Genomic DNA, 24,266 nt, shown 5'->3' on the forward strand with positions numbered 1-24,266 from the left:
TATTAGACGCTCAAAGAATGAAATACAAAGTGGAGATCACCAAATAACAAACCATCCAGATCAGCAAGGCGAATTTAAAATTCAGTTTAAATGCGATATAGACAGAGTTTTTCCGGCTAATCGCAGCCAACAGCAGATTCAGTCCGGAAAATGGAGAAGACAGAATGGCCAGGATCCAACCGCTCAGCAAACCAAGGCTCAAATACAGATGGTCATCCGCAAACAATGGGGAGTTGCTCAAAGTAATGGCCAAAATAGCGGCGGTAATGATTGGATGGACGCCAATCCATGCCGGAATGGTCATCAGCAAGGCCAGCACCGGAATCAAAAGCAGGACATGGGTGATATTCAACGCTTCCAAAAGGGAACGAATCCAATCGTCTGCTCCATTGTTTAGAAGAGCCGTACCAAAAGCACCGGCAATGATGAAAATCGACAGCTCATTTCCCATTGACGGAACTTTAACGTAGATGTATTGCTGGAAATTCGCGGCAAGCTCATGTGGAGTACCGAGAAACAATGACCATACGGCAGAGACGACAATCGCCGTCAGCGGAATGATGGTCAACACGGATAAATCGCTCAAACTCTCAATAAAAAGGATAACAGCAGTAACAGCCAGCAGGATCACAGCGAGCTCAAACACTTTCCGCTTGGCCGTCCCAAGGCTCACCGTGTTTTTAACAGCAGCTGCTTCTGGTATAGAGCGATTGTTTTTGCGCTCCCCCAAAAAGCCGAGGCCCATCATGATGGCGGTGACCGCAAGGCCGATTGGGAAAAGCTGCAGCCAGGTAACATCAAAATAAGACAGCACCAAGGCCATAGAGATGAAATATGGCGACCATAAAAAGGCCATGACAAATCCTCGGCTCAAGGCCTTCAAGCGCACTTCGTCAAATGGCTTGAACGATGAGGTGTCTGTCAAATCATAGAGGATCGGGAGCGTCCCGACGTTCATGACGGCACCGATACTGCCAGCAGCCACTGTCGAAAACAAGTAAAGATGATGCGTTTTCTTAATGGAGTGGGCGAAAATGACTTCTATGTACTTTAAATACTGCCCCTGCTGAATCGGAATCGACAGCAATGGCACAAAGATGAAAATCGCCAAGAGGTTGGCGTTGGTTTGAAGCGCCCCAAAAAACTCCCGCACCCCATTGCCGCTCGTGTCCATCAATAACCCCACAACGAGCAGCACCGAAATCAGGATCTTCGGCGTCCGCGGGAGATACGGGAAATAGGAAATGAGCACAACTAGCGCGAACAGGCTGATCAAAAATGTGGCGTAAGGAAAAGGAACGAAAAAAGACAGCAAATAAGTTCCACCCATGAGCAGGGTGCTGAGAGGGCGGATGATTGGTTTCATGTGGAGGACTCCTTTTGGAAATGGTACGGTTTTATTTAGTGTGACAGAAAAGTTTGGGGGCGTCTTTAAAGTTGCTCTAGAACATTTCGCAATATAAAGCCAAGTTATACACTGCTGGAGCAGTATTTAAGCAAATGATTCAAATTCGGTAACAAAGAAGAATAGATCGTCAATAGAAAATGGTAGAATAAAGAAAATTGAAATTTTACCGTTATTAGTATCACTGATCATTATAGAAGCAGGTGAAGAAACTTATGAAAAAAGATATACATGTAGTTGGAGCTGTCATCACAAGTGGTGATAAAATCTTATGTGCGCAGCGGGGCTTGGAAAAAAGTTTGCCCGGCCTATGGGAATTTCCAGGTGGGAAAATAGAAGAAACAGAAACACCTCAATCAGCCCTGCAACGAGAAATTCAAGAAGAAATGCATTGTCAGGTAGAAATTGGTGACCGGCTTGAACATACGGTGTATGAATACGATTTTGGAATCGTTCATTTAACGACATTTTATTGCCAATTAGTCCAAGGGACACCTGTGTTAACGGAACATATTGCGATCCAGTGGCTGAAAGCGCATGAACTGGAAAAGCTCGAATGGGCACCGGCAGACATACCGGCGATACAGAAATTAAAACAGACGTACCAAGCTCAGAAATAAGCGGGTTGATTGGGAGGAGCGGGGGGACGAATATGAATTTACTTCAGAGCTTAGAAGACTCAATTTACAAAGGATTTATCGATCAAACAAAACCGAGTGGAGAACGTTTTAAGCCAACGTTACTGATCAATAACACCAAAACAAACGAGACCGTATTAAATTCGATTACGGAGGAATTGGATAGCTGTCAATCGTTTCTCTTTTCTGTAGCTTTTGTGACGGAAAGTGGCTTGGCGACTTTAAAAACCCATTTATCGGACCTGCACCAAAAGGGGATTAAAGGAAGAATCCTGACCTCGACTTTTTTGAACTTTAACCAACCGAAAGTATTTAAAGAACTGATGAAAATCAATAATGTGGAAGTCCGATTATCCAGTATGAAAGGCTTTCATTCAAAAGGATATATTTTCTCTCATAACACGCATCAAACATTGATCGTCGGGAGCTCTAATTTAACGGCGCAAGCCTTGAAGGTTAACTACGAATGGAACGTCAAATTGAGTTCGCATGAAAATGGCGAGTTGGTTTCTCACTTTTATCATCAATTCGAAGAGGTTTGGGAAAATGCGCAACCACTGACAGAACAATGGATCACAAGCTATGAACAATCGTATGTGCCCATGGAATACCGGAAAGAATTGACCAATGTGGCCGAATTCCCTGAAGTGTATACAGAAAATCCGTTAGAAGAAGCCATCAACATCAAACCGAACAAAATGCAGAAAGCCGCTCTTCAGGAAATCCAAGCAGTGCGGGAATCTGGGAATGACAAAGGCTTGGTGATTTCAGCGACTGGTACAGGGAAAACTTACCTATCCGCTTTTGATGTACGAGACTTTGCGCCAAAACGAATGTTGTTTATCGTCCACAGAGAGCAAATTCTTCAAAAAGCCAAAGCTGATTTTATTCGAATATTAGGCGGTGTAGAAAAAGATTTCGGGATTCTTTCGGGCAATTTGCGGGAGACGGATGCGCGATATTTATTCGCAACAATCCAAACGATTTCCAAGGAAGAAACGCTCCGTCAACTAGACCCGCAGGCGTTTGACTATATTTTAATTGACGAAGTACATAAAGCAGGAGCGAAATCATATCAAAGGGTAATTGAGCATTTTCAACCGAAGTTTTTAATGGGAATGACTGCAACACCTGAACGTACAGATGACTTCAATATTTACGAGCTCTTCGATTACAATGTGGCTTACGAAATTCGCTTGCAGGAAGCATTGGAAGAAGACATGCTTTGTCCGTTTCACTATTTTGGCGTAACAGATGTCGAGTATGAAGAAGGCGTGATTGACGAAGCGACGGTTTTTTCAAAACTGATAACGGAAGAACGTGTCGATCATCTTCTGCAAAAGGTCGATTACTACGGCCATTCAGGCGACAAAGTAAGAGGTCTCATGTTCTGCAGCAGAAAAGAAGAAGCAATCAAACTTTCAGAAGAGCTTAACCGCAGAGGCTTAAAGACTGTCGCGTTGACCGGACAAGATTCTCAAGAAGAGCGTATTTTGCAGGTCGAACGGTTAGAAAATGGCGTCATTGATTATATTTTGACTGTTGATATTTTCAATGAGGGAATCGATATTCCAAGCGTCAATCAAGTCGTTATGCTGAGACAAACACAGTCGAGCATCATTTTTATCCAGCAGCTCGGACGCGGACTTCGAAAACATGGATCCAAAGAATTCGTGACAATCATTGATTTTATTGGGAATTATAAAAATAACTACCTCATTCCCATCGCTTTGTCTGGTGAGCGTTCGCAGAACAAGGACAATATTCGCCGCCGAATGAAAGACACGAGCTACATCAAAGGGATATCCACAGTGAATTTTGAAGAGGTAGCGAAAAATCGAGTGTTCTCAGCGATTAAAAAAAGCAACTTAAGTGACATGAAGATTCTTCGCGAAGCCTATATCGAGTTGAAAAACAGAATCGGGCATATTCCACAGCTTCAGGATTTTATTCACCACAATTCAATCGATCCGTTAGTGATTGTTCAGAAGTATACAACCTATCATCAGTTTTTATTGAAGCTTAAAGAAATTGATCCATTGGTAAATGCGTACGAAGAACAGGTGCTAACTATGCTTTCTTTGGAAATCTTAAATGGCAAGCGGCTGCATGAAATCCTGTTGCTTGAACTATTGCTCGAAAAAGAAAAAGTCACAATGGATACATATGAACAATACATACAATCATATAACTGCTCATTTGATCCAGAAACCTTAGCGTCGGTGCAACGAATCATGGATCTGAGTTTTTTCAACCAAGGCCCCCGAAAAAAATATGGCACGAAGCCACTGGTGGACTTCGGGACAGATGGCATCGAGTTTAATGAGGAAATTCAAGAGAGTCTAGAACAAAATTCAAGCTTTCAGGCGATGTTATTGGATATTGTCATGAGTGCAAAAGAGTTAAACAAAAATTATCGATGCGATCAAGCTTTAACACTTTATAAAAAATATACCCGCAAAGATGCTTGCCGATTATTAAATTGGACAAGTGACGAAAGCTCGACGATTTATGGCTATAAAACAAAGCATGGGACCTGTCCGATTTTCGTTACCTACCATAAAAATGATGAAGTGGAGTCGAGTGTGGCTTACACGGAAGGCTTTATCAGTCCCGAAATCTTCACATGGTCCACAAGAAGTAACCGTACACTAGCGTCTGCAGAAGTAAAAACAATTATTGGAGCTGCAGAAAGCAATATTGATCTTCATTTGTTTATTAAGAAAGACGATGACGAAGGCGGGGATTTTTATTACCTGGGACAGGTTCTTCCGGATAAGTCCAGTGTGGAACAAGCGTTAATGAAAGATAAAAACTTAAAAGATATACCCGTAGTTCATATGAATTTATCGCTGGAAAACACGGTGGAAGGAAAGCTGTATCATTATATTGCCAGCGAGGAAAATTGATTTTGCAATCTCATTGACACTAAAGTTTATTTTCCCGCGATTGTATCCTTTTCTGTCCTCCTCTCCTATCTCTAAGGTAACCAGGTATCCGCTATCCTAGCGAAAGTCTGTATTTAATTTAGAGGAGGAAGAAAAAATGAAGGAATACTTTTTGAAGAAAATCCACCATCCCAGGGAAGGTGAACTTTATCAATTCCTGGAGCTGGACGCCCAAACCGGCCAAGAGCAAATCATCGATCCATTCGAATCGGGGATGCTGCAGCTTTATCCTGAAAAGGAGCCAGCATCTGACGTGTTTACGATCACTTCCAAACGCGGAGCAGATGCGACCGGGTTTTACCGGGGTGAAAAGTTTGTTGTACAGCGCGGTTCCAAGTTTGCGGCATCGACTTCGCCGAAATGCCCGAAAAAGTACATCAAACTGCGGGAAAATCTGATGCTGGATAAGCTGCTTGTACCGTTTCAGCATCAGCTCTTGTTGATGGAAGACACCGAATTCAATTCGCCGATGATGGCGATGGGTGCGGTGATCGGCGGCTGGGTGCGCGGGTCGCATGACTGGAAAGAGGCGGAAAAGAACTAGTCTATGAAAAAGCGTAAGAACCGATATTCGGATCTTACGCTTTTTTGTGTTTTTTAGTCATCTTAGTTTCTTTTTCAGACTCAGCTGTTTTTTCCTTTTCTTTTCTGAAATCAGCGGCTTTGGCGCCGGATTGTATTGATCGTCATATAATCCGGTATAAGTCTGGTACCAGTTGAACAGATGCGCGAGAATTACTTTGCTGACAGCATAAGCCGGGATTCCGAGAATGACGCCCGGAATGCCAAAGAGGTTGCCAGCTGTCAGCAGGACCGCGATGATGGTCACGGGATGGATACTTAAGTTACTGCCGAGAATGAGCGGCTGGATGACGCGTCCTTCCAGTGTCTGCTCGATGAAAAAGACAATCAGAACTTTGACCAGCATGATCGGCGAATGGACTACGAGCGCAATGATAACGATCGGCAATAAGGCGATAAAGGTACCTAAAAACGGAATCAAGTTCAAAGCACCCGCGAGGATTCCAAGGGTTAGGGCATACTCAAGGCCGACAATGCTCAAGCCGATCCAGAACATCAGTCCGACAAAAAAGGCGACTATCAGCTGGCCGCGGATATACTGGCTGATTTGCAGGTTCATTTCACGCAGCAGGACATAGGTGTGTTCCCGCATTTTCGATGGGACAAGCTTCATGATGTGGTAAGGCAAGTGATGGCCGTCCTTCAATAGGTAAAACAGGATGAAGGGGGTCGTAATCACTGCCAGTACGGTAGTCGACAGGATGCCGAAGACACTGCCGATGCCGGTGACGGTTGTACCAACGACATCATCCGCCTGCTCCGTGATGGAAGTGGACAGGCTGTCTCCATTGCCGGTCAGCTGCGTTTGCAGCTGCGACAGAATATCGCTTTGGAAAAAGCTATCGATCTGCGAGATGAAACTGGCTAAATAATCCTGCCAATTTTCCAGCAGGCCCAGCGTCTGCTCGCGAATGATGGGGATCAGGGTCGCAATGCCCCAGGCAAGCAAACCGATAATCACGACAAAGACGATGGAAATGCCCCCGATGCGCTTAATGTTTTTCGTTTCCATCCAGTCGATAAGCGGATTGAGCAGGTAATACAAGACGCCTGCCATGATCAACGGCAGTCCCATGACATCAAAAAAAGCGAACAAGGGCTGAAAGACGTAGCTGACTTTTGGGAGCAGCAATAAATTCAATAAAATTAAAAGAATAATGACCAGTACGGATACCGCCTTGTTGTTCAGCACCCATTTCACAAACCAGGAAGCTGCATGGCTCAACGCATTTTTGTTTTTGTCCTGCTCCATCACGTGCACCTCTTTCCTGGATAAAACAGCTTGAGACGCTGTGCAAATAGTGTAATCTTTCCTTCATTATAAGCCTAAAATACCCGTATGGCGCAGTTTTTACACTGACAGGAAAGTTTATTTTTCCGACCTCTCCTCCCTCCATCTCCGTGCCATAAAACTCTCTTCCCTCCGTTTGCCAGAAAACATCTACGATACGTTATCCACATGTGGATAACTATCAAATGTAACGAAACGGCAAAGTTATCCCCGATTTACGGTGAAACCATCCACATATCCAGTAACAAGTGTGATGATTGGAACTTTCATACATTTTATCCGTAGAATAGACAAGAGTTTAGGAGGTGTGAAGTATGTGGCTATTAATTATTTGGCTGATCGTCATTTTCGGCTTCGGATTTTTGCGGATGTATTTAAAAAAACGGTTCGGCATTGATGAGGAAGAGCGGGCAGGTGTGCCTGTCAAAAGATTCGAGCGTTGGAATGGTTGGGTTATGCTTGCAGCAATAATTGTTTTATATATCGTTTTCATAGATTCGCTAGCCGTATTTTTCTTTTGGCTGTTAAGTGTTTTTTTGCTGGTATGCGCAGCGCAAATCTATTTGGAGTGGAAATACCTAAAAGGATCAAGGAAATATCAGGCATCCATTGTTTACTTCACGATTACAGCACTGGTGATGATCATCTTCATCGCTATTATCAGGTGTCAAACTGAGTTGTTTTAAATCTTTCGAATCAGAAGAAGTTCATTGTGCGCAAAAAAGCATTCCCTCAGCGGAATGCTTTTTTCATTGCGGCTATTTATCCAGGACGACAGCACCTTTGTACATTTTGCCATGCAAGGCAGCTAATTTTTCAGCCATAACTTCTGGAGAATCCTTAAAATCCTGTTTGGTCCAGTAAAGGAAGAAGCCGAGACTACCGTAAGTCATGAAATAATTGAGTGTCGGAATTTCCAGTTCGCTTTCCTCCTCAAGGCGAAGCTCGGTTGTGGCAACTTGAACGAGGCTTTCACAAAACTGGTTTTGCGACCCTGGCAGCACCTCCCCTGTGATGATCAGACGGAAGATGAATTGATGCTCATAAATGTATTCGAAGATCGGCAGGTGCCGCTGGACATCTGTCGAAGAAAAGCGTTCCAAATCCTGAAAGCCTTTTCGGAAATAACTTATGAGGCCGTTCAGATGATCGTCAACGATAGCGGCCAGAAGCTCGTTCAAATCCTTGTAATGGGAGTAGAAGGTAACGCGATTGCATTTTGCCTGTTTCGTGACTTCCGTGATGGTCAACTCATCGAGGCTTTTTTCTTCCAATAACTGCAGCAGCGACGTTTTCAGCTTTTTTTGTGTCCGCAAGATGCGGCGGTCTTCTGTGGCATTCAAGCTGTTCTCCTCCTGTTGTGTCCGAAAAAAGGACAGGTTTGTGAATTTAGTATGACATGAATCTCTAGATATGGACAAATTGATTTATTATCTGTTAAATTACAAATGTAGTTTATTTATAAAGGGGTTTTCAGCTAATCATAGGAGGAATAAAACATGGCGCGTTTAACGGGAAAAGTTGCAATCATTACCGGAGCGGCACAAGGCATGGGTGCATCCCATGCGAAAAAGTTTATCGAAGAAGGCGCGAAAGTTGTACTGACAGATTTGAATGAAGAGAAAGGACAGGCTTTGGCAGCGGAACTTGGAGAGAACGCATTGTTCATCAAGCACAATGTGACAAGCGCTGAAGACTGGGAGGCTGTTGTGACTGAAGCCGAACGAGTATTTGGTCAGGTAAATGTACTGGTCAACAATGCCGGCATCACCATGGCGAAATCGATCCTGGAGACGACGGAAGAAGAGTATCGCCGAATTGTGGATATCAACCAGGTTTCGGTATTTCTTGGCATGAAAACGGTCATCCCGTCCATGCAGAAAGCGGGTGGCGGTTCGATCGTCAATATTTCATCGATGAACGGCTTAGTGGCCGGGGCAATCGGCTATACCGACACGAAATTCGCTGTCCGCGGCATGACCAAAGCGGCAGCGATGGAATGCGCCAACTACGGCATCCGCGTGAACTCTGTCCATCCGGGTGTCATCGCGACGCCAATGGTTGTTCAGGAAGACACAAAAGCGGCTGTCGAAGAATTTTCGAAGCACATTCCCTTAAAGCGCGTTGCCCAGTCAGAGGAAGTTTCCAGTATGGTCTTGTTCCTGGCGTCTGACGAAGCAAGCTATTCCACAGGCTCGGAATTTGTGGTGGACGGCGGCATGACCGCGCAATAAGCAGAAAAAATACAGCCGTTACGCAGCATTTAGCGTAACGGCCGTATTTGTTTATCGAGTTTTTAAAGCGTCCGGCGTTTTTTATTGATGAACAGCACAATCACCGGTCCGATAATCGGAATCCATGCAAAGGTTTTATGCCGCGCCTCTGGATAAAAGCGGTGGACGGCATAGACGGACAAGCCCCATAGCACAAACCAGTCGACGGTCATGACAGAAACCAGGCCCGACGCAAAAAAGGCTTCGCGGTAAGCGGCCAGTGAAAAGCCCTGCAGCAGCGTCAGGCTATTTGCGGCCCAAGACACCATCAGGAGGATCAACCAGAACCGGGAACTGAGAAAGCGGACGAGCCAACCGGGAGTCCGCAGCCTTCTTTCGGCTTTTCGGTCGCCGAATGCGAAATAAAGCAAGAGCGAAAAAGCGCCGACCACAAAAGACAGCAGCGCGAACGGCCACGCCGTCCATTTCTGCCGGTCATTCAGCAGCAGCAAAGTCAAAAACACCATCGGAAACAAGCCCAGCGAATTGAAAACGGCAAACACCAGCGGATCGATCGCTCCGAAATTGCCGCTGAATATGTTCGACAGGACAGGATCAGTCTCACCGCCTGGTGCAAGAAAAACAGCGTAGCCGACCAGCAGCAGCCAAATAATAAAAAAGATCACGGTTATCACCCCTTTTTTCGTCATACTCTATTAATCCATGGCTTCCCTCAAAGACATAGCGGCAAACCGTCAGTCCACGTTCAGGTAAATCATCAAACACATCAAGGCGAACATTACCAAGCTTCTTGGCTTGCTGATCCTCCACGTATCGATTACTGAAAAAATCCCACCTGCAACGAATATGAACACCCCTATTGTTTTCAGTGGTGTGACTGAAAGCAAACTGCTAAGATGCAGGAAGAAAAATCCGAGCACTACAAACCCTATCGTGAAAATAAATCGGCGCGATTTAAAATCATCCACGGCCGATCTTTGGTCATCTGCATCCATCTTCAAATAGGCCCGCCTCATCATAAAAAAGGGGATAGTCCAGGCAAATAGAAATAATACAAGCGAATCTGTATCGATGTTCAAGCAAGTTCCTCCTGTCGTGTGCCACAACTTTACCATAGGAACGTCATAAAGCTCAGTTGCTTTTCATTAAATTCCACTGTGATTAAAGAAGGGGAACAGGGCCAAAGTGTAGAAGTACATCATTTAGGAGGTTTCTCATGCAGCCAGCTTTGATCATTGGATTAGCTGTTCTTTTTACATCCTATTTTCTCTTTGCACGTTTTTATTTGAAGAGAAAACGCGGCATAAAAAGAACTTCGAGAAGTATTTTTCACGAGGATAAAAATCGGTATGGAGTAGTCGTACAGGGAATTATTTTTGTAGGGTTTGTGTTTGCGATGATGTATGTATATGTGGAAATGGAAATCTCCGAACTGTCGCTGGCAGTCCGATTGAGCCCTATTGCAGGCCTGTTTATTCTGCAGACATTTTTCACAGGTCTCGAGGAGTGGCTGCTGCACCGGGAAAAAGAGCGTTATTGGTATGAATGGTCGGAATCTGTACTGATTTTTTCGGCCTTCTGCCTAATACTAATTATGGAAGGGTGAATGATATGAATGAATTAGCAAAAAAACGGGGAAAAGCGATATTGATCGACACAGTGATTTCTTCAGTAATATCGTTTGCACTAGAACCTTTGTTAAAAAAGAATACGAAAAGCAGTTTTGTCTATACGGTAGTGTCGCCGAGCGTAATTTTCTGGGGCTTGGAGTACGCTCAGCTGCGGCTCAGTGGCCAGACAGTCGGACAGAAACTGATGAGCATCGAGGTACAGAACGAAAACGGCGGTGAACCGACGCCTGAACAGATCTTAAAACGCATGGTACATCGTGATACTGTCAGTCCCATTGTGTACTTGAAAGACCGTACTTACTATGATGCCTACGAAGGCGAAAAATTCCCGCACGATCTTTATTCACATACAATGGTTAAAGAACTGAACTGAAAATTATTATTGGGCTTTCCTGGATAAAGGAAAGCTTTTTTATGTTTTCTTAAGAGCCTGGAGCAACAATTCCGCAGGATTAGGCTAGAGATAATCACAGCGGTACTAAGAATCGGTAAGCTGTTTCCTTGTTCTCAAACAGCGATTCAACTGCGGTTTTTTGTGATGCTTTATTTAACAAAAAACTCTTCTATGAAAAAATCATTTTTAATTTCCTCAACTAATTCTTCATTTCCATCCAAAAAATTAAGGTTGGGGGACACTGTGTCCTTTTCTAATTCCTGAGGAAAAAACCAGAGAATGACATCTTCGGCATCGGCGTTGGAAATATAGTCTGTTAGCGGATAAACTGCTAACGCGTCTTCAAATTCAGGGTCTCCTGGACTTTCTAAGTATTTTACTTCTTCACTTTTAACAAGACCGTAAGTGTACTCCCAATTCCCGGGTGCATTAAGAAAAGCGATGGTTTGATCGAGATCCACATCGAACACATTCAAGTTAGTAGGGAAAATTTCGAAGTCTGTGTAAAATATGTTAAATAAGAAGCCACGCTCGGTAATCATGAGTGCAACGGAAAGCGCACCTTTGTCATCAATCAAGATGACATGCCCCTCATCTATCGTCTGAATAGGTGTGGCATCTGTCGATTCTAGCAGTTCATTGTATGCACCCTCTGGAGTGATGTGATAGCTGGAGACGAGATAGATAGCGAGGACGATTACAGCGATGTTGACAAACCACAATACAACTTTTTTCATCTTTCATCTCCTTTCTCTAAATAAGACAAATTTCAAGATAAGTCTATTGTAGTTTAACTAGTCCATATTTACTTGAAATGATGGAGAAGTTGTTTTCTATCAAACTTTCCTTAGCCGCTATATAATAAAAGAAAAGTCGGAAGGGTGATCCACATGAAACTGTACAAGGAATTGGCAGAATGGTGGCCGCTATTGTCTCCGCACACGGAATACGAAGAAGAAGCTGATCTTTTCCTGAAAATTATGGAGCGGTACCATCCCGCGATCAAAGATGCGCTGGAATTTGGTTCCGGAGGCGGCAGCAATGCTTTTTACCTGAAAAAGTATTTTTCGATGACTTTGACGGATCTGTCCCCGGACATGCTGGCTGTCAGCCGCAAGCTGAATCCGGATTGCCCGCACCTGCAAGGGGATATGCGGACAATCGAAGTCGACGGTACGTATGATCTGGTATTCATTCATGATGCGATCACCTATTTTACAGACAAAGCTGATTTGCTGGCGGTCATGAAAAACGCCAAAAAGCATCTGAAACCGGACGGCCTGCTATTTATCATGCCGGATGAATACACGGAAACTTTTGAACCACGGACAGCTCATGGTGGGATCGATAAGGACGGACGTGGCATGCGCTATTTGGAATGGAGCTATGACAGCGATCCGGATGACCATATGCTGGTAACGGAATATGCCTATGTTATGCGGGACAGGGACGGGCAGGTCACCCATGAACACGACAGCATGAAAGCCGGCTTATTTTCCATGCCCGAGTGGGAGGGGCTGCTTGCAGAGGCAGGGTTCAAAGCCCATTTCGAACGGGTGGAATTTTCGGAAGAACCGGGAACCTATTTCGGCATTGCCGCAACGCAGCTGGAGTAAAAGAAAAATGAGGCAAAAAGTGTTCTCAAATCATTTTTTATTGCCACTACTGAGAAAATAATATGCAAATCAAAAAAGATGGCTCTGGTTGAATACCAGAAGCCATCTTTTGAGTTTAACGATCTGCTTTCAATGAAGATACATACTCAATTAAATCTTTTAACGGCATATCCGCCATCGAATCCAGCCGGTGCTCAACCTCGCAAAAATCCATGGTATGGGTCACTTTGTTCGGTACGATGACACAGCCCATGCCCGCACGTTTCGCTGCCATTGCGCCATGCGCGGAGTCTTCAAAAACCAGGCATTCTTCCGGATGCAATTCCAGGCACTGAGCCGCTTGAATATACAAAGCGGGGTCGGGTTTCACTTTTTCCACATGGTCCGAAGTCCGGATGCAATGGAAGTAATCGTACAGATCCAGGTTTTTCAAATGGCCGGAAACCCAGCGGTAGCTGGAGCTGGACGCTAAGCCAATCTTCAACTCCAATTTTTTGGCCATTTGCAGGTAATCTTCCACGCCGTCACGAGCCTTTTCCAGGGACAATGTCGAAAGAAATTTTTCGTCGTACTTTTCTGCGAGAAGCGCGTGCTCGACCGGTTTCCCAATCTGCTCCTCCATATAGTGGAATGGAGAAAATCCGCTGTCCGTGCCAATTTCATTTTGCCACAGCGCAAGCGGCAGCTCACTGCCGTGTTCGCCGAACATTTCCTGAAGAATATGGTATTGATGTGTTTCCGTATCAAAAATCAACCCGTCAAAATCGAATATGATTCCTTTTATCATAAGGCACTTCCTTTGCTGGAAAATAGTGATTTTTACTTTTAATTATATGCAGGACGCTCAGCAGAAAGAGCGAAAGACGGCGATTTCTTCTGCTTTAACTCAGCAGCTTTGTCACTTCACGTGAAATGGCGTGCGTGTTGATCGCAGATTCCAGTTGTCCATTTTTGACGCAGTCCATAAACTCTGCCAGCTCGTAATACATCGTATCAAATTCATGCGCTACAGAAAGGTCCTCTGTGCTGCCGTCTCTGTATTTGATGGTGATGTTTTTCGGGTCGCTGATCCGGTCTATTTCAATAATGCCGTTCTCGCCTTGAATTTCACTCGGCATAAACGAATCCGAAATCTTCGAATACATGATAATCGCTTCCATATCAGGATAGGTCAAAATCATGCTGCCTTGGCCATCGGCACCCGTCGATAATACATAATTGTTTTTCATGGCCGACTCGGGAGGGCCCGCTAAATGGATGACAGGTGCGATGCCGTAAACACCGAGGTCCATTTTGGCGCCGTTGCCGAGCTCAGGTTTAAAGGCATTTTCAATGATGCCGTTCTTGTAATTGTCGTAGCGTGAAGAATATTGGTTATAATGAAAGACGAAGCGACGGACCGGGCCGATCTTATCCAAATTCTTTTTTAAATTCAAAAAAGACGGAGTAACCGTAGATTTCATTGCTTCCACATAGGTGATTTTATGGGCATTTGAAGCATTGATGACGCGGTCCATTTCCTCGACTGACGTAACCGCAGGCTTTTCACACAGAACGTGAATGCCATGCTCCATAGCCAAAATGCTTTGTTCGGCATGGTAGGCATTGGGGGACGCGATATAAACAGCCTCAATATCCCCGCTGCTGAACATTTCTTTCATATCCGTATAGACGTTTTCCACCTCATGCTTTGCTGCAAACGCGCTGCCGGTTTCCATCGCGCGGGAATAGACCGCTCCGATTGTGAATTCTGGATGCTGTTTTGCCGCTTTGATGAACCGGTCAGTAATCCAATTGGTTCCGATAATGCCAAATTTCATTGTGATTCCTCCTAGGATAGCTGATGTGCTTATCTTCTATTCTAACGCAGATTTCCAAAAGGGAGGGGGACTCTTTTACTCTGTGAAGCGGAAAATTGATGGGCAGAGTTGTAAGCGTTCTCAAAATAAACCGAGAATACAGTTGGATAATTTTTGAAATGAGTTTTGGAGGGGGAGAACATGAAGAATATATTTTTGCTTGTTCAGCAGGGATGTCCACCAGTCTATTGGCTGCTAAAATGGAAGAAGCGGTGAAGAGCAAAGAGATTGTTGTAACAATCTGGGTATTCTCACAGGACAAGGCACCTATGACATGGAAAAGGCATATGTCCTATTGATTGGACCGCAAAAGAGATTCTTGAAAAAATTCTCAAAGTGTTTTGACACGTTTATGAACGCATAACTAAAAGATCCCAGTGTAATGAATGCTTTTAGAAAGCTACATTACATCCGGGGTCTTTACAAGTGAGATTTATTTACTGATGATGATTGATAACTTGTAATTTACAAACTCGCTCAATCCAACCAAAAATTCATCGAGTACTTCGTTGGAAGGGAATTTGCATTCAAGGAGGTAACAACTGTCTCCGCTGATTTTATAGTTCTGAAGGACAAAAGGAGCCTGTGTTTTTATATAGGAAAGATAAGGTTCGTGATGACTGCCTTTCATGATTACGCTAATCATTGCATGAACAAAGTAACCCATCTTCAGCTGGTTTACTTTGATGGTATATCCTTCAATTATGCCCGCAGTCACCAGTTTTTCCACTCGTGCCGAAGTGGCAGGACTGCTTAAATGGACTTTCTCACTCAGCTCTTTCATAGTGATGCGGCTGTTCTTGGAAAGTTCGTCCAAAATTCGCAAATCCGTCTGATCCAAGATTTTTTCCATTCCTTTCATTTATAAAGTCAAAGCGGCAAAAGACTTTATTTAATCTATATAAATTCGAATTGGCTCTAGTATACAATGGTTGGACATCAAACAAAAGGAGTTGGAATTATGAACATCCGCCACATTCGTAACGCAACCTTGGTAGTAGACTATGCAGGGAAAAAGTTTTTAGTTGATCCATTTTTATCAGAGAAAGGAGCGTTTCCGCCTTTTCCGAATTCAGCAAGACAAGACCAGAACAATCCTCTCGTTAGCTTGCCCGTTTCAATTGAAGAAATAATTGCTGGCGTGGATGCCGTAATTGTTACGCATACCCACCTGGACCACTGGGACGATGCAGCAAAAGACGCGTTGCCAAAAGACATCAAACTGTTCACGCAAAATGAAGATGACAAAACCGAGATTGAAGGCGCTGGCTTCACTAATATCGAAGTTCTTCAGGAGGAAACTGTATTTGAAGGCATCCAATTGATCAAAACAAAAGGCGAGCACGGCAGAGGCGAAATCTTGAAAATGGCCGGCCGTGTATGCGGCGTTGTCTTCAAGCATGAAGACGAAAAAACGCTTTATGTAGCCGGAGACACCGTGTGGTACGAAGAAGTGCAAAAAACGATCGATGCTCACACCCCTGAAATTATTGTGGTTAATGCAGGAGACAACCAATTTCTTCAAGGGGGTTCACTTGTCATGAACGAAGAAGATGTCCACGAGGTGTATAAAGCGGCACCTGAAGCGAAAATCATCGCTGTTCACATGGAAGCGGTCAACCATTGGAATCTCTCCAGAGCAGATTTGAAAAGATTTGCGGAAGAAAAAGGCATGACTTCGAATATATTTATTCCAAATGATGGAAATTCCTATTCATTCTAAGCTTTAAATCGAGCAGCTTTGCTGATCTCTCCTTATAAGAATGGAAGGAACGATTAACGGGTCAGTTGAAGCAAATAAAGAGTCGATTCGCCATTTTTACGAAGCGATAGGACGAGAAGATTACGGGGCTTTAAAAGAGTTTGCTCACCCTGACTTTGTGATCTATCCGCAGATTGATACACCTTGAAGGCCTTGCGGAATCCGAAAAGAAGAACTTCGATGCTTTTCCTGGCTTTTAAGATCCCGATTCAATCAATATTTGCGGCAGGAAATCAAGTAGCTGTTTATTTAATTTTGAAGACAAACATACAGGCATCCGGTTGATGGGGGTTCAAGCTACAGGAAAAGATGTAACACTTTCTCTTATGATGCTTTTGCAGATCGCAGACGGGAAGATTGTCGAGAAAAGATCGATGTCAATGTGCATGAGGTTATGCGATAACTTGGGAGAAGAAAACGTTTATTGTGTGTTCTTCAAGATAAGGAGCGAAAACGATGAATCAGTTTATCACCATCAATGATCGGAAAATAGAAGTAGTGCAAAAAGGCGAAAATGGAGTACCTATCTTTATTTTACCGGGAATGGGCTGTTCGTTTGAGGAATGGTTTGAAGTGACAGAAGCTCTGAGTAAAACGAATAAGATTATTATGTTCCACCGTCCAGGATCAGGAGATAGTGAAATAGGAGAAGAAAAACGCACGACAACGGCTAATGCTGAAGAGATGAAGCAACTAATGAAGAGGTTAGAAATAGTAGATCCAGTCATTCTGGTCGGACATTCTTATGGGGGCTTATGCGCACAGCATTTTTCAAAACTCTATCCTGAAAAAGTAAAAGCATTGCTCTTAATTGATTCTACATCTGAGGACTTGGAAAGACTGGATGAGCTTGAACTTCCTGGGCTAATGGGAAATTCATCTAACAAAAATTGGCGAGAGGATTTTCAAAACTATGCAAGGATGACCGAAGAAGAACTCAGAGAAATTATACATCCCCAATTAAGCGAAAACCAGAAAAAGCTGCCTTCACGTATACAAAAGCAATTAATCCAGTTTCGGCAAAAGCCCAACTTGTACAAAGCCATGATATCTGAGTTCGTAAACTATAAAATAGATGCAAAAACGATAAAAAAACTAGATATGCTGCCCAATATTCCAATAGTCGCTGTCGGCCGCGATAAAAACCATGTAATTCAAGAAGGTGTAAGCAGAGGTTTGCCTGAGTCGGAACTGTTGATGTTAGAAAACATGTGGCAGCAATTAATTCTCGAACAAGGAAAGCTTTCGAAAAGAAGCACAGTTAAGTTTGCAAAGAGCGCAGGACATTCGATACATTTGGATCGGCCGGATTTTGTCATATCGACTTTAAAAGAATTAGTAGAAGACTAAATTTTAAATAGCTTTCAAGTAACTAAAAAGACAGTAAGCTTCGCGAAGAAGCTTACTGTCTTTTTACAGCTGGTTGAGAAACTGAAATTATACTCAACCAACGCCGGGCTATTCAGGAATATTTTCAAACACATCTGTTTTTTAGGCCTTCTTGCTAAGCGAGAGGGCCATTTTCTTGATATTTCGATTGGCTGGAGTCAGTCAAAATCTTTTTTCTCCCATTCATCATCCGGAATTTCCAGGTCTTCACCGGAAAAGCGCTCTTCTTGAAACGGGTCTCCATTCATATGGAAGCCGTTCTGTTCCCAGAAGCCGGGCTGGTTTTCATCGATAAATTCGATGCCGCGGACCCATTTGACGCTTTTCCAAAAATACAATTGGGGCACGACAAAACGCAGCGGGTAGCCGTGCTTGGCAGTCAGCGGCTCACCGTCAAGCGTATGGGCAAGCAGCACGTCCTCGCGGTCAAGGTCTGAAAGAGCGACATTGGTCGTGTAGTCATAGTCGCCATGCAGCATGACGTAGCCGCTTTTTGGCGTGACGCCCAATTCTTTCATCAAGTCGATAAAGCGGACACCTGTAAACGTATTGTCGAAGCGGGACCAGCGCGTCACGCAATGGATGTCACGGGTTACAGTCGTTTGCGGCAACTTCAGTAGATCGTCGTAATGCAAGGTAATTTCTTTGTCGACCTGCCCGAAGATTTTCAATGTCCAAGTTGCCATATCATATTCCGGTACTTCACCTTCGTGCAGGACAGGAAAACGTTCAGTCAAAACTTGACCAGGCGGCAGGCGTTCTGCCAGCGCGGGATCCACTACGGGTACCCGTGTTCGTTTGATCCGTTCGGCTTTGCTCAATTTCATGCAATCACTCCCTAAAATTAATAAAACTCTTCCGCTGAAAAGAGGAAGAGTGGCTGGCTGCTGGTAAAATTCTCTTCCTCATCTTTCAGAACTCTGCGGTTCTGTTGGATTTGGCACCATTCCAGTTAGTGAACTGGCGGTTGCCGGGCGTCGTCGGGCCATTCCCTCTGCCTCTCTTGATAAGGGTGGTGCAGTATTTAATTTTTTGCTTGCCTCATTTTACCTAATCTCTTCCTTTCTTACAAGATTATTCGGAAAATTATTCAGCTTCTCTCCCGCTGGCGTTATACTGGAATTACGTGGAGAAATTGCCCAGAATGAGAGATCTCTGCTTTAAACGAATAAGGAGTCCTTTAAATGAAAAAAATGATCGGTCTTATAAGCATGGTTGTGCTAATGTACGGCTGCAGCAATACATCAGCAGATGACAGGGAACTGTTGGTTTCATCTGCCTCCAGCCTGACGGAAGCGATGGGAAAGATGGAAGAAGAATTTCAAAAGATAGAACCGGATATTGAACTGAGCTTTAACTACGGATCATCCAGCAAACTGCGGAGCCAAATCGAGCAGGGGGCGCCAGCCGATTTGTTTTTGTCTGCCAGTGAAAAAGATATGGATTTGCTTCGGTCCCAACAGCTTATCGAATCAGAAAGCGTGATGCCTTTCGCTGAAAATCGCCTGGTCCTGGCTTCGCTCGAAAAGTTTGCAGAAACAGCTGATTTTGCGGAAGCATTAATGAATACAGAAGAAACCATTGCGGTCGGAGAACCTGACAGTGTACCGCTTGGAGATTATACGAAGCAGGCGCTGGCCAGCCAAGATTTATGGGAACCGCTTGAAGGCCGCCTTATCTATGCTAAAGATGCACGGCAAGTTGTAACTTATATCGAAAGTGGAAATGCCGAACTGGGCATCATCTATTCCTCCGATGCTGCTATTTCCCGGGAAATAAGAGGGACGCTTGAAATGCCAGGACAGACGGATCCTGTCGTCTATCCTGGGGCTGTCGTAGAGGCTTCACAAAAACAGCCCGAAGCAGAAGCATTTTTGGATTTTGTCACCGGTCCAAAAGGGCAGGCAATTCTTGAAGAATACGGTTTTTTGGCGCCAAGTGGAGAAAACCCATGATGCCATACGATCTGTCTCCACTTTGGCTGTCGCTGAGAGTTGCGGTTATTTCCACCCTTTTTGTATTTTTGGTCAGCCTGGTGCTGGCGCGATTGATTAACAGGCGCGACTTTTTCGGCAAAAGCTTTGTGGAAGCCTTAATTTTGCTGCCGTTGGTTTTGCCTCCGACGGTCATCGGCTTCGGTCTGATTGTCTTGTTCGGTGTTAACGGTCCACTGGGTATGTTATTGGAGCAGTGGTTTGGCTTTCGCGTAGTTTTCACCTGGATCGGTGCGGCAATCGCTTCATTTGTCGTTTCTTTGCCGCTGATGTATCAAAGCGTCCTTGCTGCTTATGAAAAAGTGGATCCGCGATGGGAAAACGTGGCACGGACGATGGGGGTCTCCGAATGGCGTATTTTCAGGACCATCACGTTTCCGTTGGCCTGGTCGGGCATTCTAGCAGGTCTGATCCTGGCCTTTGCACGCGGCATCGGCGAGTTTGGGGCGACATTGATGATTGCGGGCTACATTCCAGGCGTGACGGAAACGGTGCCGTTGGCGATTTATTTTGCCTATGAAGCAGGAGATATGGAAAAAGCCTTGTTTTGGGTAGTGATTATTTCCTCGCTTGGAGTGGCTGCCATCACCTGGGTCAACTACTGGCGCAAAAAGAGCGCTATACGGATCGGGAGGGAATGAGCCTATGCTTTTAGTGGATTTTCAAAAACAACTGGACCATTTCAGTTTGGAGATGCAATTTGAGCTGGACCGGGAGATCCTGGCACTGGTCGGCTCTTCCGGTTCGGGCAAAACCACGCTGCTGAACTGCCTGGCAGGCATCGTCCACCCGGATGTTGGTACGATTTCCTTGAACGGCCGAGAGTTTTTCAGCGGAGGACAAAAGCCGCTGAAGATACAGAAAAGGAAAGTCGGCTATTTGTTTCAAGACTACGCACTGTTTCCGCATTTGAGCGTCGAACAAAACATACTGTACGCTCTGTCCCGGGGGACTGATGTTTCTCATATTACCGAACTGACAAAAATTCTTGGCATCACCGGCTTGCTTGGCAAATACCCGCACCAGATTTCAGGCGGGGAGAAACAGCGTGTCGCGTTGACGCGTGCAATGGCCGTACAGCCGGATATCCTGCTGCTTGATGAACCTTTTTCAGCATTGGACGACGCCAATCGCGACCGCTGCCAGGACGAATTGCTGCGAATTCACCAGCAATGGCAAATTCCGATCATCTTTGTGACACACCGTATTGCGGATGCCGAAAAGCTGGCAGATCGTGTCCTGCGTATTGAAAAAGGGCAGATGACTGAACAAACGGCAGACTCATACTGACTGTAGTTTTGGGATGCCAATGGTAAACTTAGTATACGGAAGAAAAGGCTTGAGTGATCGAGCGATAGAAAGTGGGAATCAACGTGGATGAACGCTATTCAAGGCAAGTCCTATTCAAGCCGCTTGGCCAAACCGGACAGCAAAAGCTGGCCTTATCAACTGTCACGATTATCGGCTGCGGAGCGTTGGGTTCGGCGATCGCCGAAACGCTGACGCGTGCCGGTGTCGGAACCATCCATTTGGTCGACCGCGATTATGTAGAGTTGTCGAACTTGCAGCGCCAGCAGCTTTTCACTGAAACGGATGCTCACCAGATGCTGCCGAAAGTGACTGCGGCGGAGCAAAGGCTGAAAGCTATTCGCAGTGATCTGCGTTTGTTCACTTATTTGGAGCACTTGGATGCAGCAGGGATGGAAAAACTGGCAGCGATCAGTGACTTGATCCTCGATGCCACTGACAATTTTGAAACCCGCCTGTTGATCAACGATGCATCCGTAAAGTATGGTGTGCCTTGGATTTACGGCGCCTGTGTTGGCAGTTCAGGAGTGGTATTTCCATTCATACCGGGGGAAAGCTCCTGTTTTCGCTGCCTCTTGCCGGTACTTCCGGCAATCAACGAAACTTGCGATACGGTCGGCATCATCTCACCAGCGGTCCAGGTAACCGCTGCACTTCAATGTACGGAAGCCTTGAAATGGCTGAGCGGCAACCGTGAAGCAATGCGTAAAAAGATCCATCATTTCAACTTATGGGATAACACCCAACTGGATATCGGGGTTTCGCGCATCAAGGATCCGGCCTGCAAAACCTGTGGGCCGAGTGCGGTGTTTCCATCGCTTAACGAAACAGGCGCGAGCTCTTACGCTGTTTTGTGCGGGCGTGATGCAGTGCAGATCTTGCCTGATCCGAATCGGCCCATCACATTGGACGATGCCGAGAAAGTCGGAAACCGGCTGGAAGCTGGAGTAAAGCGGACACCTTATTTTGTCGAACTGAAAGTGTTCCATCACCGCATGGTATTGTTCGGTAATGGCCGATTGCTGATTCACGGCGTCCACAATGTGGCAGAAGGCCGGAAATTGTACCATCAAGTATTCGGGTAATGAGGAAGGGGAATTTGCATGTCGGAATCGTTCCAAACGGATCATCAGGTGCGCATAGCGGTATTGACCATCAGCGATACGCGGACAAAGGAGACGGATACCGGAGGCCAGCTCGTGCAGCAGCTAGCTTTGGATAAGGGACTGGAACTCGTGGATTATGCTATCGTATCAGATGACGTAGCGGCTATCCGGGTCATCCTATCCGACTGGCTGGAGAAGGATGAAATCGATGTGATTGTCACAACCGGCGGAACGGGGATTGCGAAGCGCGATGTCACGCTGGAAGCAGTCGAACCGTTTTTCGAAAAGGAAATTGACGGGTTTGGAGAGCTATTCCGTTACGTTAGCTTTACGGAAGACGTTGGTACGAAGGCACTCTTAAGCCGTGCAGCGGCGGGCGCAGCCAATGACAAAGCGATTTTTGTCCTGCCGGGTTCCCGTGGAGCCGTGAAATTGGCAATGGAGCGTCTCATCCTGCCGGAAATCCAGCACATCTACTCTGAATTGACCAAGCACCATGAGCCACGTGGATAGTCGGTTGACGAGAAAAATGACCAAGCAAATATCAAAAGCCTATGGATCCGTCAGTAACGTGACAGATTCATAGGCTTTTTTTCTAGCTGATTAAAGGAGGTGCGATTACTTTCGCAGATAGTCCCCTGATTTTCCACCGGTTTTCTGGAGCAGCATGGTCGGTCCGATGACCATTTCCTTGCCGGCGGCTTTGCACATATCATAGATCGTCAAGGCTGCAGCGGAAGCGGCTGTAAGAGCTTCCATCTCGACACCTGTCGGCCCTTTCGTTTTGACTTCAGCTGTCAGCAACACTTCATAATGATTGGCATCTTCATCGACATTCCATTGGAATTCGATATCGACGCCGCTGAGTGCCAAGGGATGGCACATCGGGATAATCTGTGCTGTATTTTTGGCGGCCATGATGCCAGCTACCTGGGCGACGGCAAAAACATCGCCTTTTTTATTGGTGCCTTCCTTGATCTGTTGGTATATCGCTTTGTTCAACAGAACCGAAGTCGTGGCACGGGCTGTGCGGACGCTGTCTTTCTTTTCGGAGACATCGACCATCTTGGCGCGGCCCTGGGCGTTGAAATGAGTCAGTTCTGACAAAAGGATCATCCTTTCGGTATTGGATTCTATTAGTATAGCATGGCTGGAAGAAATCCTTTTTCAAACATTTAAGAACTTTTGCATCTCCTTATAGGTTTCCTCAGGCGCTTCTTCAGCAAGATAATGGCCGCAGTCGATTCCGCATCCTCTCACGTCATCTGCCCAGTCTTTCCAGACATCCAGCACATCATACCAATTTGGCAAAGACCCTTTTTCACCCCAAAGAACAAGTACAGGGCAAGCGACTTTTTTGATTCCCCGGTCGGCTTCGTCAAGCTTGAAATCGATTGTCGCTGCGGCCCGGTAATCCTCACACATGGCATGGATTGATCCAGGGTTGTGGATGCCGCGCCAATATTCTGCGAGCGCTTCCGGGTGGAACAGGTGACGTGTACCCTGGAAATAAAAGTTGTCGGGGTTTGCTCCGATTACCCGTTCAGGAAAGTCGAAAGGCTGAGCAAGGAAGAACCAATGCCAATATCCCATGGCGAAATCTTGATCAGCCCTTCTGAATGTTTCTCCGGTTGGTATGATGTCCATGACCACTAACTTTTCTACTGCTGCCGGAAAGTCGAGAGCCAGTCGATAAGCGCAGCGTGCTCCGCGATCATGTCCGATGACTGTGAATCGGGAAAATCCAAGCTGTTTCATGACCTCTATCTGGTCTCTCGCCATCGCCCGTTTGGAATACGTTGAATGGTCATCAGCTGATTCTGGCTTGGAGCTGTCCCCATACCCCCGCAGGTCCGGCATCACGACAGTATAATTTTTTGCCAGCCGGGGAGCCAGCTCATGCCACATGGTATGGGTTTGCGGATGGCCATGGAGCAAAAGCAGTGGAGGACCCTCTCCCCCGAAGCGTAAAAAAATTTCCGCTTCACCGGTTTTGATGACCCTAGTCTGAAAATCCCTGAGCAGCATATTCTCTCTCCTATCTTTTTTATATTACTGATTCCCTGAAAAAGACTTTTTGAACCCCTTTGGAAAATACGTTTTTGATAA

General features: G+C 45.4%; 28 protein-coding genes and 1 riboswitch. Of the genes, 16 read left to right on the top strand and 12 right to left on the bottom strand.

Going from position 1 to position 24,266, the window contains the following annotated elements; all coding sequences use genetic code 11:
- Positions 1-10: 10 nt before the first annotated feature.
- A complete protein-coding gene (locus GJB59_RS07850; protein ID WP_142826713.1) occupies positions 11-1,366 on the bottom strand; it encodes a hypothetical protein in 1,356 nt (451 codons plus the stop codon).
- Positions 1,367-1,620: 254 nt separating this feature from the next.
- Between GJB59_RS07850 and GJB59_RS07855 the strand changes: the two genes are divergently transcribed.
- The 3 genes from GJB59_RS07855 (at position 1,621) to GJB59_RS07865 (ending at position 5,535) form a co-directional block, all read left to right on the top strand.
- Positions 1,621-2,025 carry a (deoxy)nucleoside triphosphate pyrophosphohydrolase gene (locus GJB59_RS07855; RefSeq protein WP_142826714.1) on the top strand — a complete coding sequence of 135 codons (405 nt, stop codon included), beginning with the start codon at positions 1,621-1,623 and terminating at the stop codon, positions 2,023-2,025.
- 32 nt (positions 2,026-2,057) lie between these two features.
- Positions 2,058-4,952 (top strand): DEAD/DEAH box helicase, encoded by a 2,895-nt coding sequence (locus tag GJB59_RS07860; RefSeq protein ID WP_142826715.1) that lies wholly within the window; start codon positions 2,058-2,060, stop codon positions 4,950-4,952.
- A 136-nt stretch (positions 4,953-5,088) separates the two neighbouring features.
- Complete coding sequence (locus GJB59_RS07865; protein ID WP_142826716.1) at positions 5,089-5,535, top strand: DUF4357 domain-containing protein; 447 nt, start codon at positions 5,089-5,091, stop codon at positions 5,533-5,535.
- Between the two features lie 57 nt (positions 5,536-5,592).
- On the opposite strand, the gene GJB59_RS07870 is transcribed toward GJB59_RS07865, so the two are convergent.
- Positions 5,593-6,825: an AI-2E family transporter gene (locus tag GJB59_RS07870; RefSeq protein WP_142826717.1), complete on the bottom strand. Its 1,233-nt coding sequence runs from the start codon at positions 6,823-6,825 to the stop codon at positions 5,593-5,595.
- A 353-nt stretch (positions 6,826-7,178) separates the two neighbouring features.
- Between GJB59_RS07870 and GJB59_RS07875 the strand changes: the two genes are divergently transcribed.
- A complete protein-coding gene (locus GJB59_RS07875; protein WP_142826718.1) occupies positions 7,179-7,550 on the top strand; it encodes a hypothetical protein in 372 nt (123 codons plus the stop codon).
- Between the two features lie 72 nt (positions 7,551-7,622).
- Here the strand turns inward: GJB59_RS07875 and GJB59_RS07880 are convergent, their stop codons facing one another.
- Complete coding sequence (locus tag GJB59_RS07880; protein WP_142826719.1) at positions 7,623-8,207, bottom strand: TetR/AcrR family transcriptional regulator; 585 nt, start codon at positions 8,205-8,207, stop codon at positions 7,623-7,625.
- A 156-nt stretch (positions 8,208-8,363) separates the two neighbouring features.
- On the opposite strand from GJB59_RS07880, the gene GJB59_RS07885 reads away from it, so the two are divergent.
- Entirely contained in the window at positions 8,364-9,098 is a 735-nt protein-coding gene (locus GJB59_RS07885; RefSeq protein WP_142826720.1) for a glucose 1-dehydrogenase, read from the top strand.
- Between the two features lie 62 nt (positions 9,099-9,160).
- Here GJB59_RS07885 and GJB59_RS07890 read toward each other — a convergent pair whose 3' ends face one another.
- Both GJB59_RS07890 and GJB59_RS07895 read right to left on the bottom strand, forming a co-directional pair.
- Positions 9,161-9,763 (bottom strand): hypothetical protein, encoded by a 603-nt coding sequence (locus tag GJB59_RS07890; protein WP_142826721.1) that lies wholly within the window; start codon positions 9,761-9,763, stop codon positions 9,161-9,163.
- Positions 9,764-9,832: 69 nt separating this feature from the next.
- Positions 9,833-10,177, bottom strand: a complete 345-nt coding sequence (locus GJB59_RS07895) for a hypothetical protein (protein WP_142826722.1) — start codon at positions 10,175-10,177, stop codon at positions 9,833-9,835.
- Between the two features lie 137 nt (positions 10,178-10,314).
- Here GJB59_RS07895 and GJB59_RS07900 point away from each other — a divergent pair, with 137 nt between their 5' ends.
- Both GJB59_RS07900 and GJB59_RS07905 read left to right on the top strand, forming a co-directional pair.
- Entirely contained in the window at positions 10,315-10,704 is a 390-nt protein-coding gene (locus tag GJB59_RS07900; RefSeq protein WP_142826723.1) for a DUF4181 domain-containing protein, read from the top strand.
- Positions 10,705-10,709: 5 nt separating this feature from the next.
- Complete coding sequence (locus GJB59_RS07905; RefSeq protein WP_185959993.1) at positions 10,710-11,102, top strand: RDD family protein; 393 nt, start codon at positions 10,710-10,712, stop codon at positions 11,100-11,102.
- Positions 11,103-11,272: 170 nt separating this feature from the next.
- Here the strand turns inward: GJB59_RS07905 and GJB59_RS07910 are convergent, their stop codons facing one another.
- Positions 11,273-11,860, bottom strand: a complete 588-nt coding sequence (locus GJB59_RS07910) for a hypothetical protein (RefSeq protein WP_142826725.1) — start codon at positions 11,858-11,860, stop codon at positions 11,273-11,275.
- Positions 11,861-12,013: 153 nt separating this feature from the next.
- Here GJB59_RS07910 and GJB59_RS07915 point away from each other — a divergent pair, with 153 nt between their 5' ends.
- Positions 12,014-12,739: a class I SAM-dependent methyltransferase gene (locus GJB59_RS07915; protein WP_142826726.1), complete on the top strand. Its 726-nt coding sequence runs from the start codon at positions 12,014-12,016 to the stop codon at positions 12,737-12,739.
- 115 nt (positions 12,740-12,854) lie between these two features.
- On the opposite strand, the gene GJB59_RS07920 is transcribed toward GJB59_RS07915, so the two are convergent.
- Together GJB59_RS07920 and GJB59_RS07925 are read right to left on the bottom strand one after the other, a co-directional pair.
- Positions 12,855-13,526 carry an HAD family hydrolase gene (locus GJB59_RS07920; protein ID WP_142826727.1) on the bottom strand — a complete coding sequence of 224 codons (672 nt, stop codon included), beginning with the start codon at positions 13,524-13,526 and terminating at the stop codon, positions 12,855-12,857.
- 94 nt (positions 13,527-13,620) lie between these two features.
- On the bottom strand, positions 13,621-14,559 hold the full coding sequence (locus tag GJB59_RS07925) for a Gfo/Idh/MocA family protein (RefSeq protein ID WP_142826728.1): 939 nt from the start codon (positions 14,557-14,559) through the stop codon (positions 13,621-13,623).
- A 98-nt stretch (positions 14,560-14,657) separates the two neighbouring features.
- Between GJB59_RS07925 and GJB59_RS07930 the strand changes: the two genes are divergently transcribed.
- On the top strand, positions 14,658-14,897 hold the full coding sequence (locus GJB59_RS07930; protein WP_328822964.1) for a PTS sugar transporter subunit IIB: 240 nt from the start codon (positions 14,658-14,660) through the stop codon (positions 14,895-14,897).
- Between the two features lie 134 nt (positions 14,898-15,031).
- Here GJB59_RS07930 and GJB59_RS07935 read toward each other — a convergent pair whose 3' ends face one another.
- Positions 15,032-15,442 (bottom strand): Lrp/AsnC family transcriptional regulator, encoded by a 411-nt coding sequence (locus GJB59_RS07935; protein ID WP_142827219.1) that lies wholly within the window; start codon positions 15,440-15,442, stop codon positions 15,032-15,034.
- Between the two features lie 117 nt (positions 15,443-15,559).
- Here GJB59_RS07935 and GJB59_RS07940 point away from each other — a divergent pair, with 117 nt between their 5' ends.
- Positions 15,560-16,321: an MBL fold metallo-hydrolase gene (locus GJB59_RS07940; RefSeq protein WP_142826729.1), complete on the top strand. Its 762-nt coding sequence runs from the start codon at positions 15,560-15,562 to the stop codon at positions 16,319-16,321.
- 495 nt (positions 16,322-16,816) lie between these two features.
- The gene (locus GJB59_RS07945) at positions 16,817-17,710 is read left to right on the top strand and encodes an alpha/beta hydrolase (RefSeq protein ID WP_142826730.1); all 894 of its coding nucleotides are present in this window, start codon (positions 16,817-16,819) and stop codon (positions 17,708-17,710) included.
- A 197-nt stretch (positions 17,711-17,907) separates the two neighbouring features.
- Here the strand turns inward: GJB59_RS07945 and GJB59_RS07950 are convergent, their stop codons facing one another.
- Entirely contained in the window at positions 17,908-18,570 is a 663-nt protein-coding gene (locus tag GJB59_RS07950) for a sulfite oxidase-like oxidoreductase (protein WP_142827220.1), read from the bottom strand.
- 81 nt (positions 18,571-18,651) lie between these two features.
- Positions 18,652-18,762, bottom strand: a riboswitch (SAM riboswitch).
- Positions 18,763-18,933: 171 nt separating this feature from the next.
- On the opposite strand from GJB59_RS07950, the gene modA reads away from it, so the two are divergent.
- The 5 genes from modA (at position 18,934) to GJB59_RS07975 (ending at position 22,670) form a co-directional block, all read left to right on the top strand.
- Positions 18,934-19,704 carry a molybdate ABC transporter substrate-binding protein gene (gene modA, locus GJB59_RS07955; protein ID WP_142826731.1) on the top strand — a complete coding sequence of 257 codons (771 nt, stop codon included), beginning with the start codon at positions 18,934-18,936 and terminating at the stop codon, positions 19,702-19,704.
- Positions 19,701-20,384, top strand: coding sequence for a molybdate ABC transporter permease subunit (gene modB / locus GJB59_RS07960; protein WP_142826732.1), 684 nt, complete (start codon positions 19,701-19,703; stop codon positions 20,382-20,384). Before modA ends, modB begins: the two co-directional genes overlap by 4 nt.
- Before the next feature lie 4 nt (positions 20,385-20,388).
- On the top strand, positions 20,389-21,033 hold the full coding sequence (locus tag GJB59_RS07965; protein ID WP_142826733.1) for an ATP-binding cassette domain-containing protein: 645 nt from the start codon (positions 20,389-20,391) through the stop codon (positions 21,031-21,033).
- An 83-nt stretch (positions 21,034-21,116) separates the two neighbouring features.
- A complete protein-coding gene (locus GJB59_RS07970) occupies positions 21,117-22,136 on the top strand; it encodes a ThiF family adenylyltransferase (RefSeq protein ID WP_142826734.1) in 1,020 nt (339 codons plus the stop codon).
- An 18-nt stretch (positions 22,137-22,154) separates the two neighbouring features.
- Positions 22,155-22,670, top strand: coding sequence for a MogA/MoaB family molybdenum cofactor biosynthesis protein (locus tag GJB59_RS07975; protein WP_142826735.1), 516 nt, complete (start codon positions 22,155-22,157; stop codon positions 22,668-22,670).
- Between the two features lie 105 nt (positions 22,671-22,775).
- Here GJB59_RS07975 and moaC read toward each other — a convergent pair whose 3' ends face one another.
- Together moaC and GJB59_RS07985 are read right to left on the bottom strand one after the other, a co-directional pair.
- Positions 22,776-23,264, bottom strand: coding sequence for a cyclic pyranopterin monophosphate synthase MoaC (gene moaC, locus GJB59_RS07980; protein WP_142826736.1), 489 nt, complete (start codon positions 23,262-23,264; stop codon positions 22,776-22,778).
- A gap of 60 nt (positions 23,265-23,324) precedes the next feature.
- Complete coding sequence (locus GJB59_RS07985; protein ID WP_185959994.1) at positions 23,325-24,185, bottom strand: alpha/beta fold hydrolase; 861 nt, start codon at positions 24,183-24,185, stop codon at positions 23,325-23,327.
- Between the last annotated feature and the right edge of the window lie 81 nt (positions 24,186-24,266).

Source organism: Planococcus soli, from assembly GCF_016881065.1.
GTDB lineage: Bacteria > Bacillota > Bacilli > Bacillales_A > Planococcaceae > Planococcus > Planococcus soli.

Coding starts and splice junctions, on each gene's coding strand:
- GJB59_RS07905 (WP_185959993.1), top strand. CDS start 10,710: ATGAATGAATTAGCAAAAAAACGGGGAAAAGCGATATTGATCGACACA.
- GJB59_RS07965 (WP_142826733.1), top strand. CDS start 20,389: ATGCTTTTAGTGGATTTTCAAAAACAACTGGACCATTTCAGTTTGGAG.
- GJB59_RS07945 (WP_142826730.1), top strand. CDS start 16,817: ATGAATCAGTTTATCACCATCAATGATCGGAAAATAGAAGTAGTGCAA.
- GJB59_RS07920 (WP_142826727.1), bottom strand. CDS start 13,526: ATGATAAAAGGAATCATATTCGATTTTGACGGGTTGATTTTTGATACG.
- modB (WP_142826732.1), top strand. CDS start 19,701: ATGATGCCATACGATCTGTCTCCACTTTGGCTGTCGCTGAGAGTTGCG.
- modA (WP_142826731.1), top strand. CDS start 18,934: ATGAAAAAAATGATCGGTCTTATAAGCATGGTTGTGCTAATGTACGGC.
- GJB59_RS07860 (WP_142826715.1), top strand. CDS start 2,058: ATGAATTTACTTCAGAGCTTAGAAGACTCAATTTACAAAGGATTTATC.
- GJB59_RS07875 (WP_142826718.1), top strand. CDS start 7,179: ATGTGGCTATTAATTATTTGGCTGATCGTCATTTTCGGCTTCGGATTT.
- GJB59_RS07940 (WP_142826729.1), top strand. CDS start 15,560: ATGAACATCCGCCACATTCGTAACGCAACCTTGGTAGTAGACTATGCA.
- GJB59_RS07985 (WP_185959994.1), bottom strand. CDS start 24,185: ATGCTGCTCAGGGATTTTCAGACTAGGGTCATCAAAACCGGTGAAGCG.
- GJB59_RS07975 (WP_142826735.1), top strand. CDS start 22,155: ATGTCGGAATCGTTCCAAACGGATCATCAGGTGCGCATAGCGGTATTG.
- GJB59_RS07915 (WP_142826726.1), top strand. CDS start 12,014: ATGAAACTGTACAAGGAATTGGCAGAATGGTGGCCGCTATTGTCTCCG.
- GJB59_RS07865 (WP_142826716.1), top strand. CDS start 5,089: ATGAAGGAATACTTTTTGAAGAAAATCCACCATCCCAGGGAAGGTGAA.
- GJB59_RS07850 (WP_142826713.1), bottom strand. CDS start 1,366: ATGAAACCAATCATCCGCCCTCTCAGCACCCTGCTCATGGGTGGAACT.
- GJB59_RS07930 (WP_328822964.1), top strand. CDS start 14,658: ATGGGCAGAGTTGTAAGCGTTCTCAAAATAAACCGAGAATACAGTTGG.
- GJB59_RS07885 (WP_142826720.1), top strand. CDS start 8,364: ATGGCGCGTTTAACGGGAAAAGTTGCAATCATTACCGGAGCGGCACAA.
- GJB59_RS07855 (WP_142826714.1), top strand. CDS start 1,621: ATGAAAAAAGATATACATGTAGTTGGAGCTGTCATCACAAGTGGTGAT.
- GJB59_RS07870 (WP_142826717.1), bottom strand. CDS start 6,825: ATGGAGCAGGACAAAAACAAAAATGCGTTGAGCCATGCAGCTTCCTGG.
- GJB59_RS07925 (WP_142826728.1), bottom strand. CDS start 14,559: ATGAAATTTGGCATTATCGGAACCAATTGGATTACTGACCGGTTCATC.
- GJB59_RS07900 (WP_142826723.1), top strand. CDS start 10,315: ATGCAGCCAGCTTTGATCATTGGATTAGCTGTTCTTTTTACATCCTAT.
- GJB59_RS07910 (WP_142826725.1), bottom strand. CDS start 11,860: ATGAAAAAAGTTGTATTGTGGTTTGTCAACATCGCTGTAATCGTCCTC.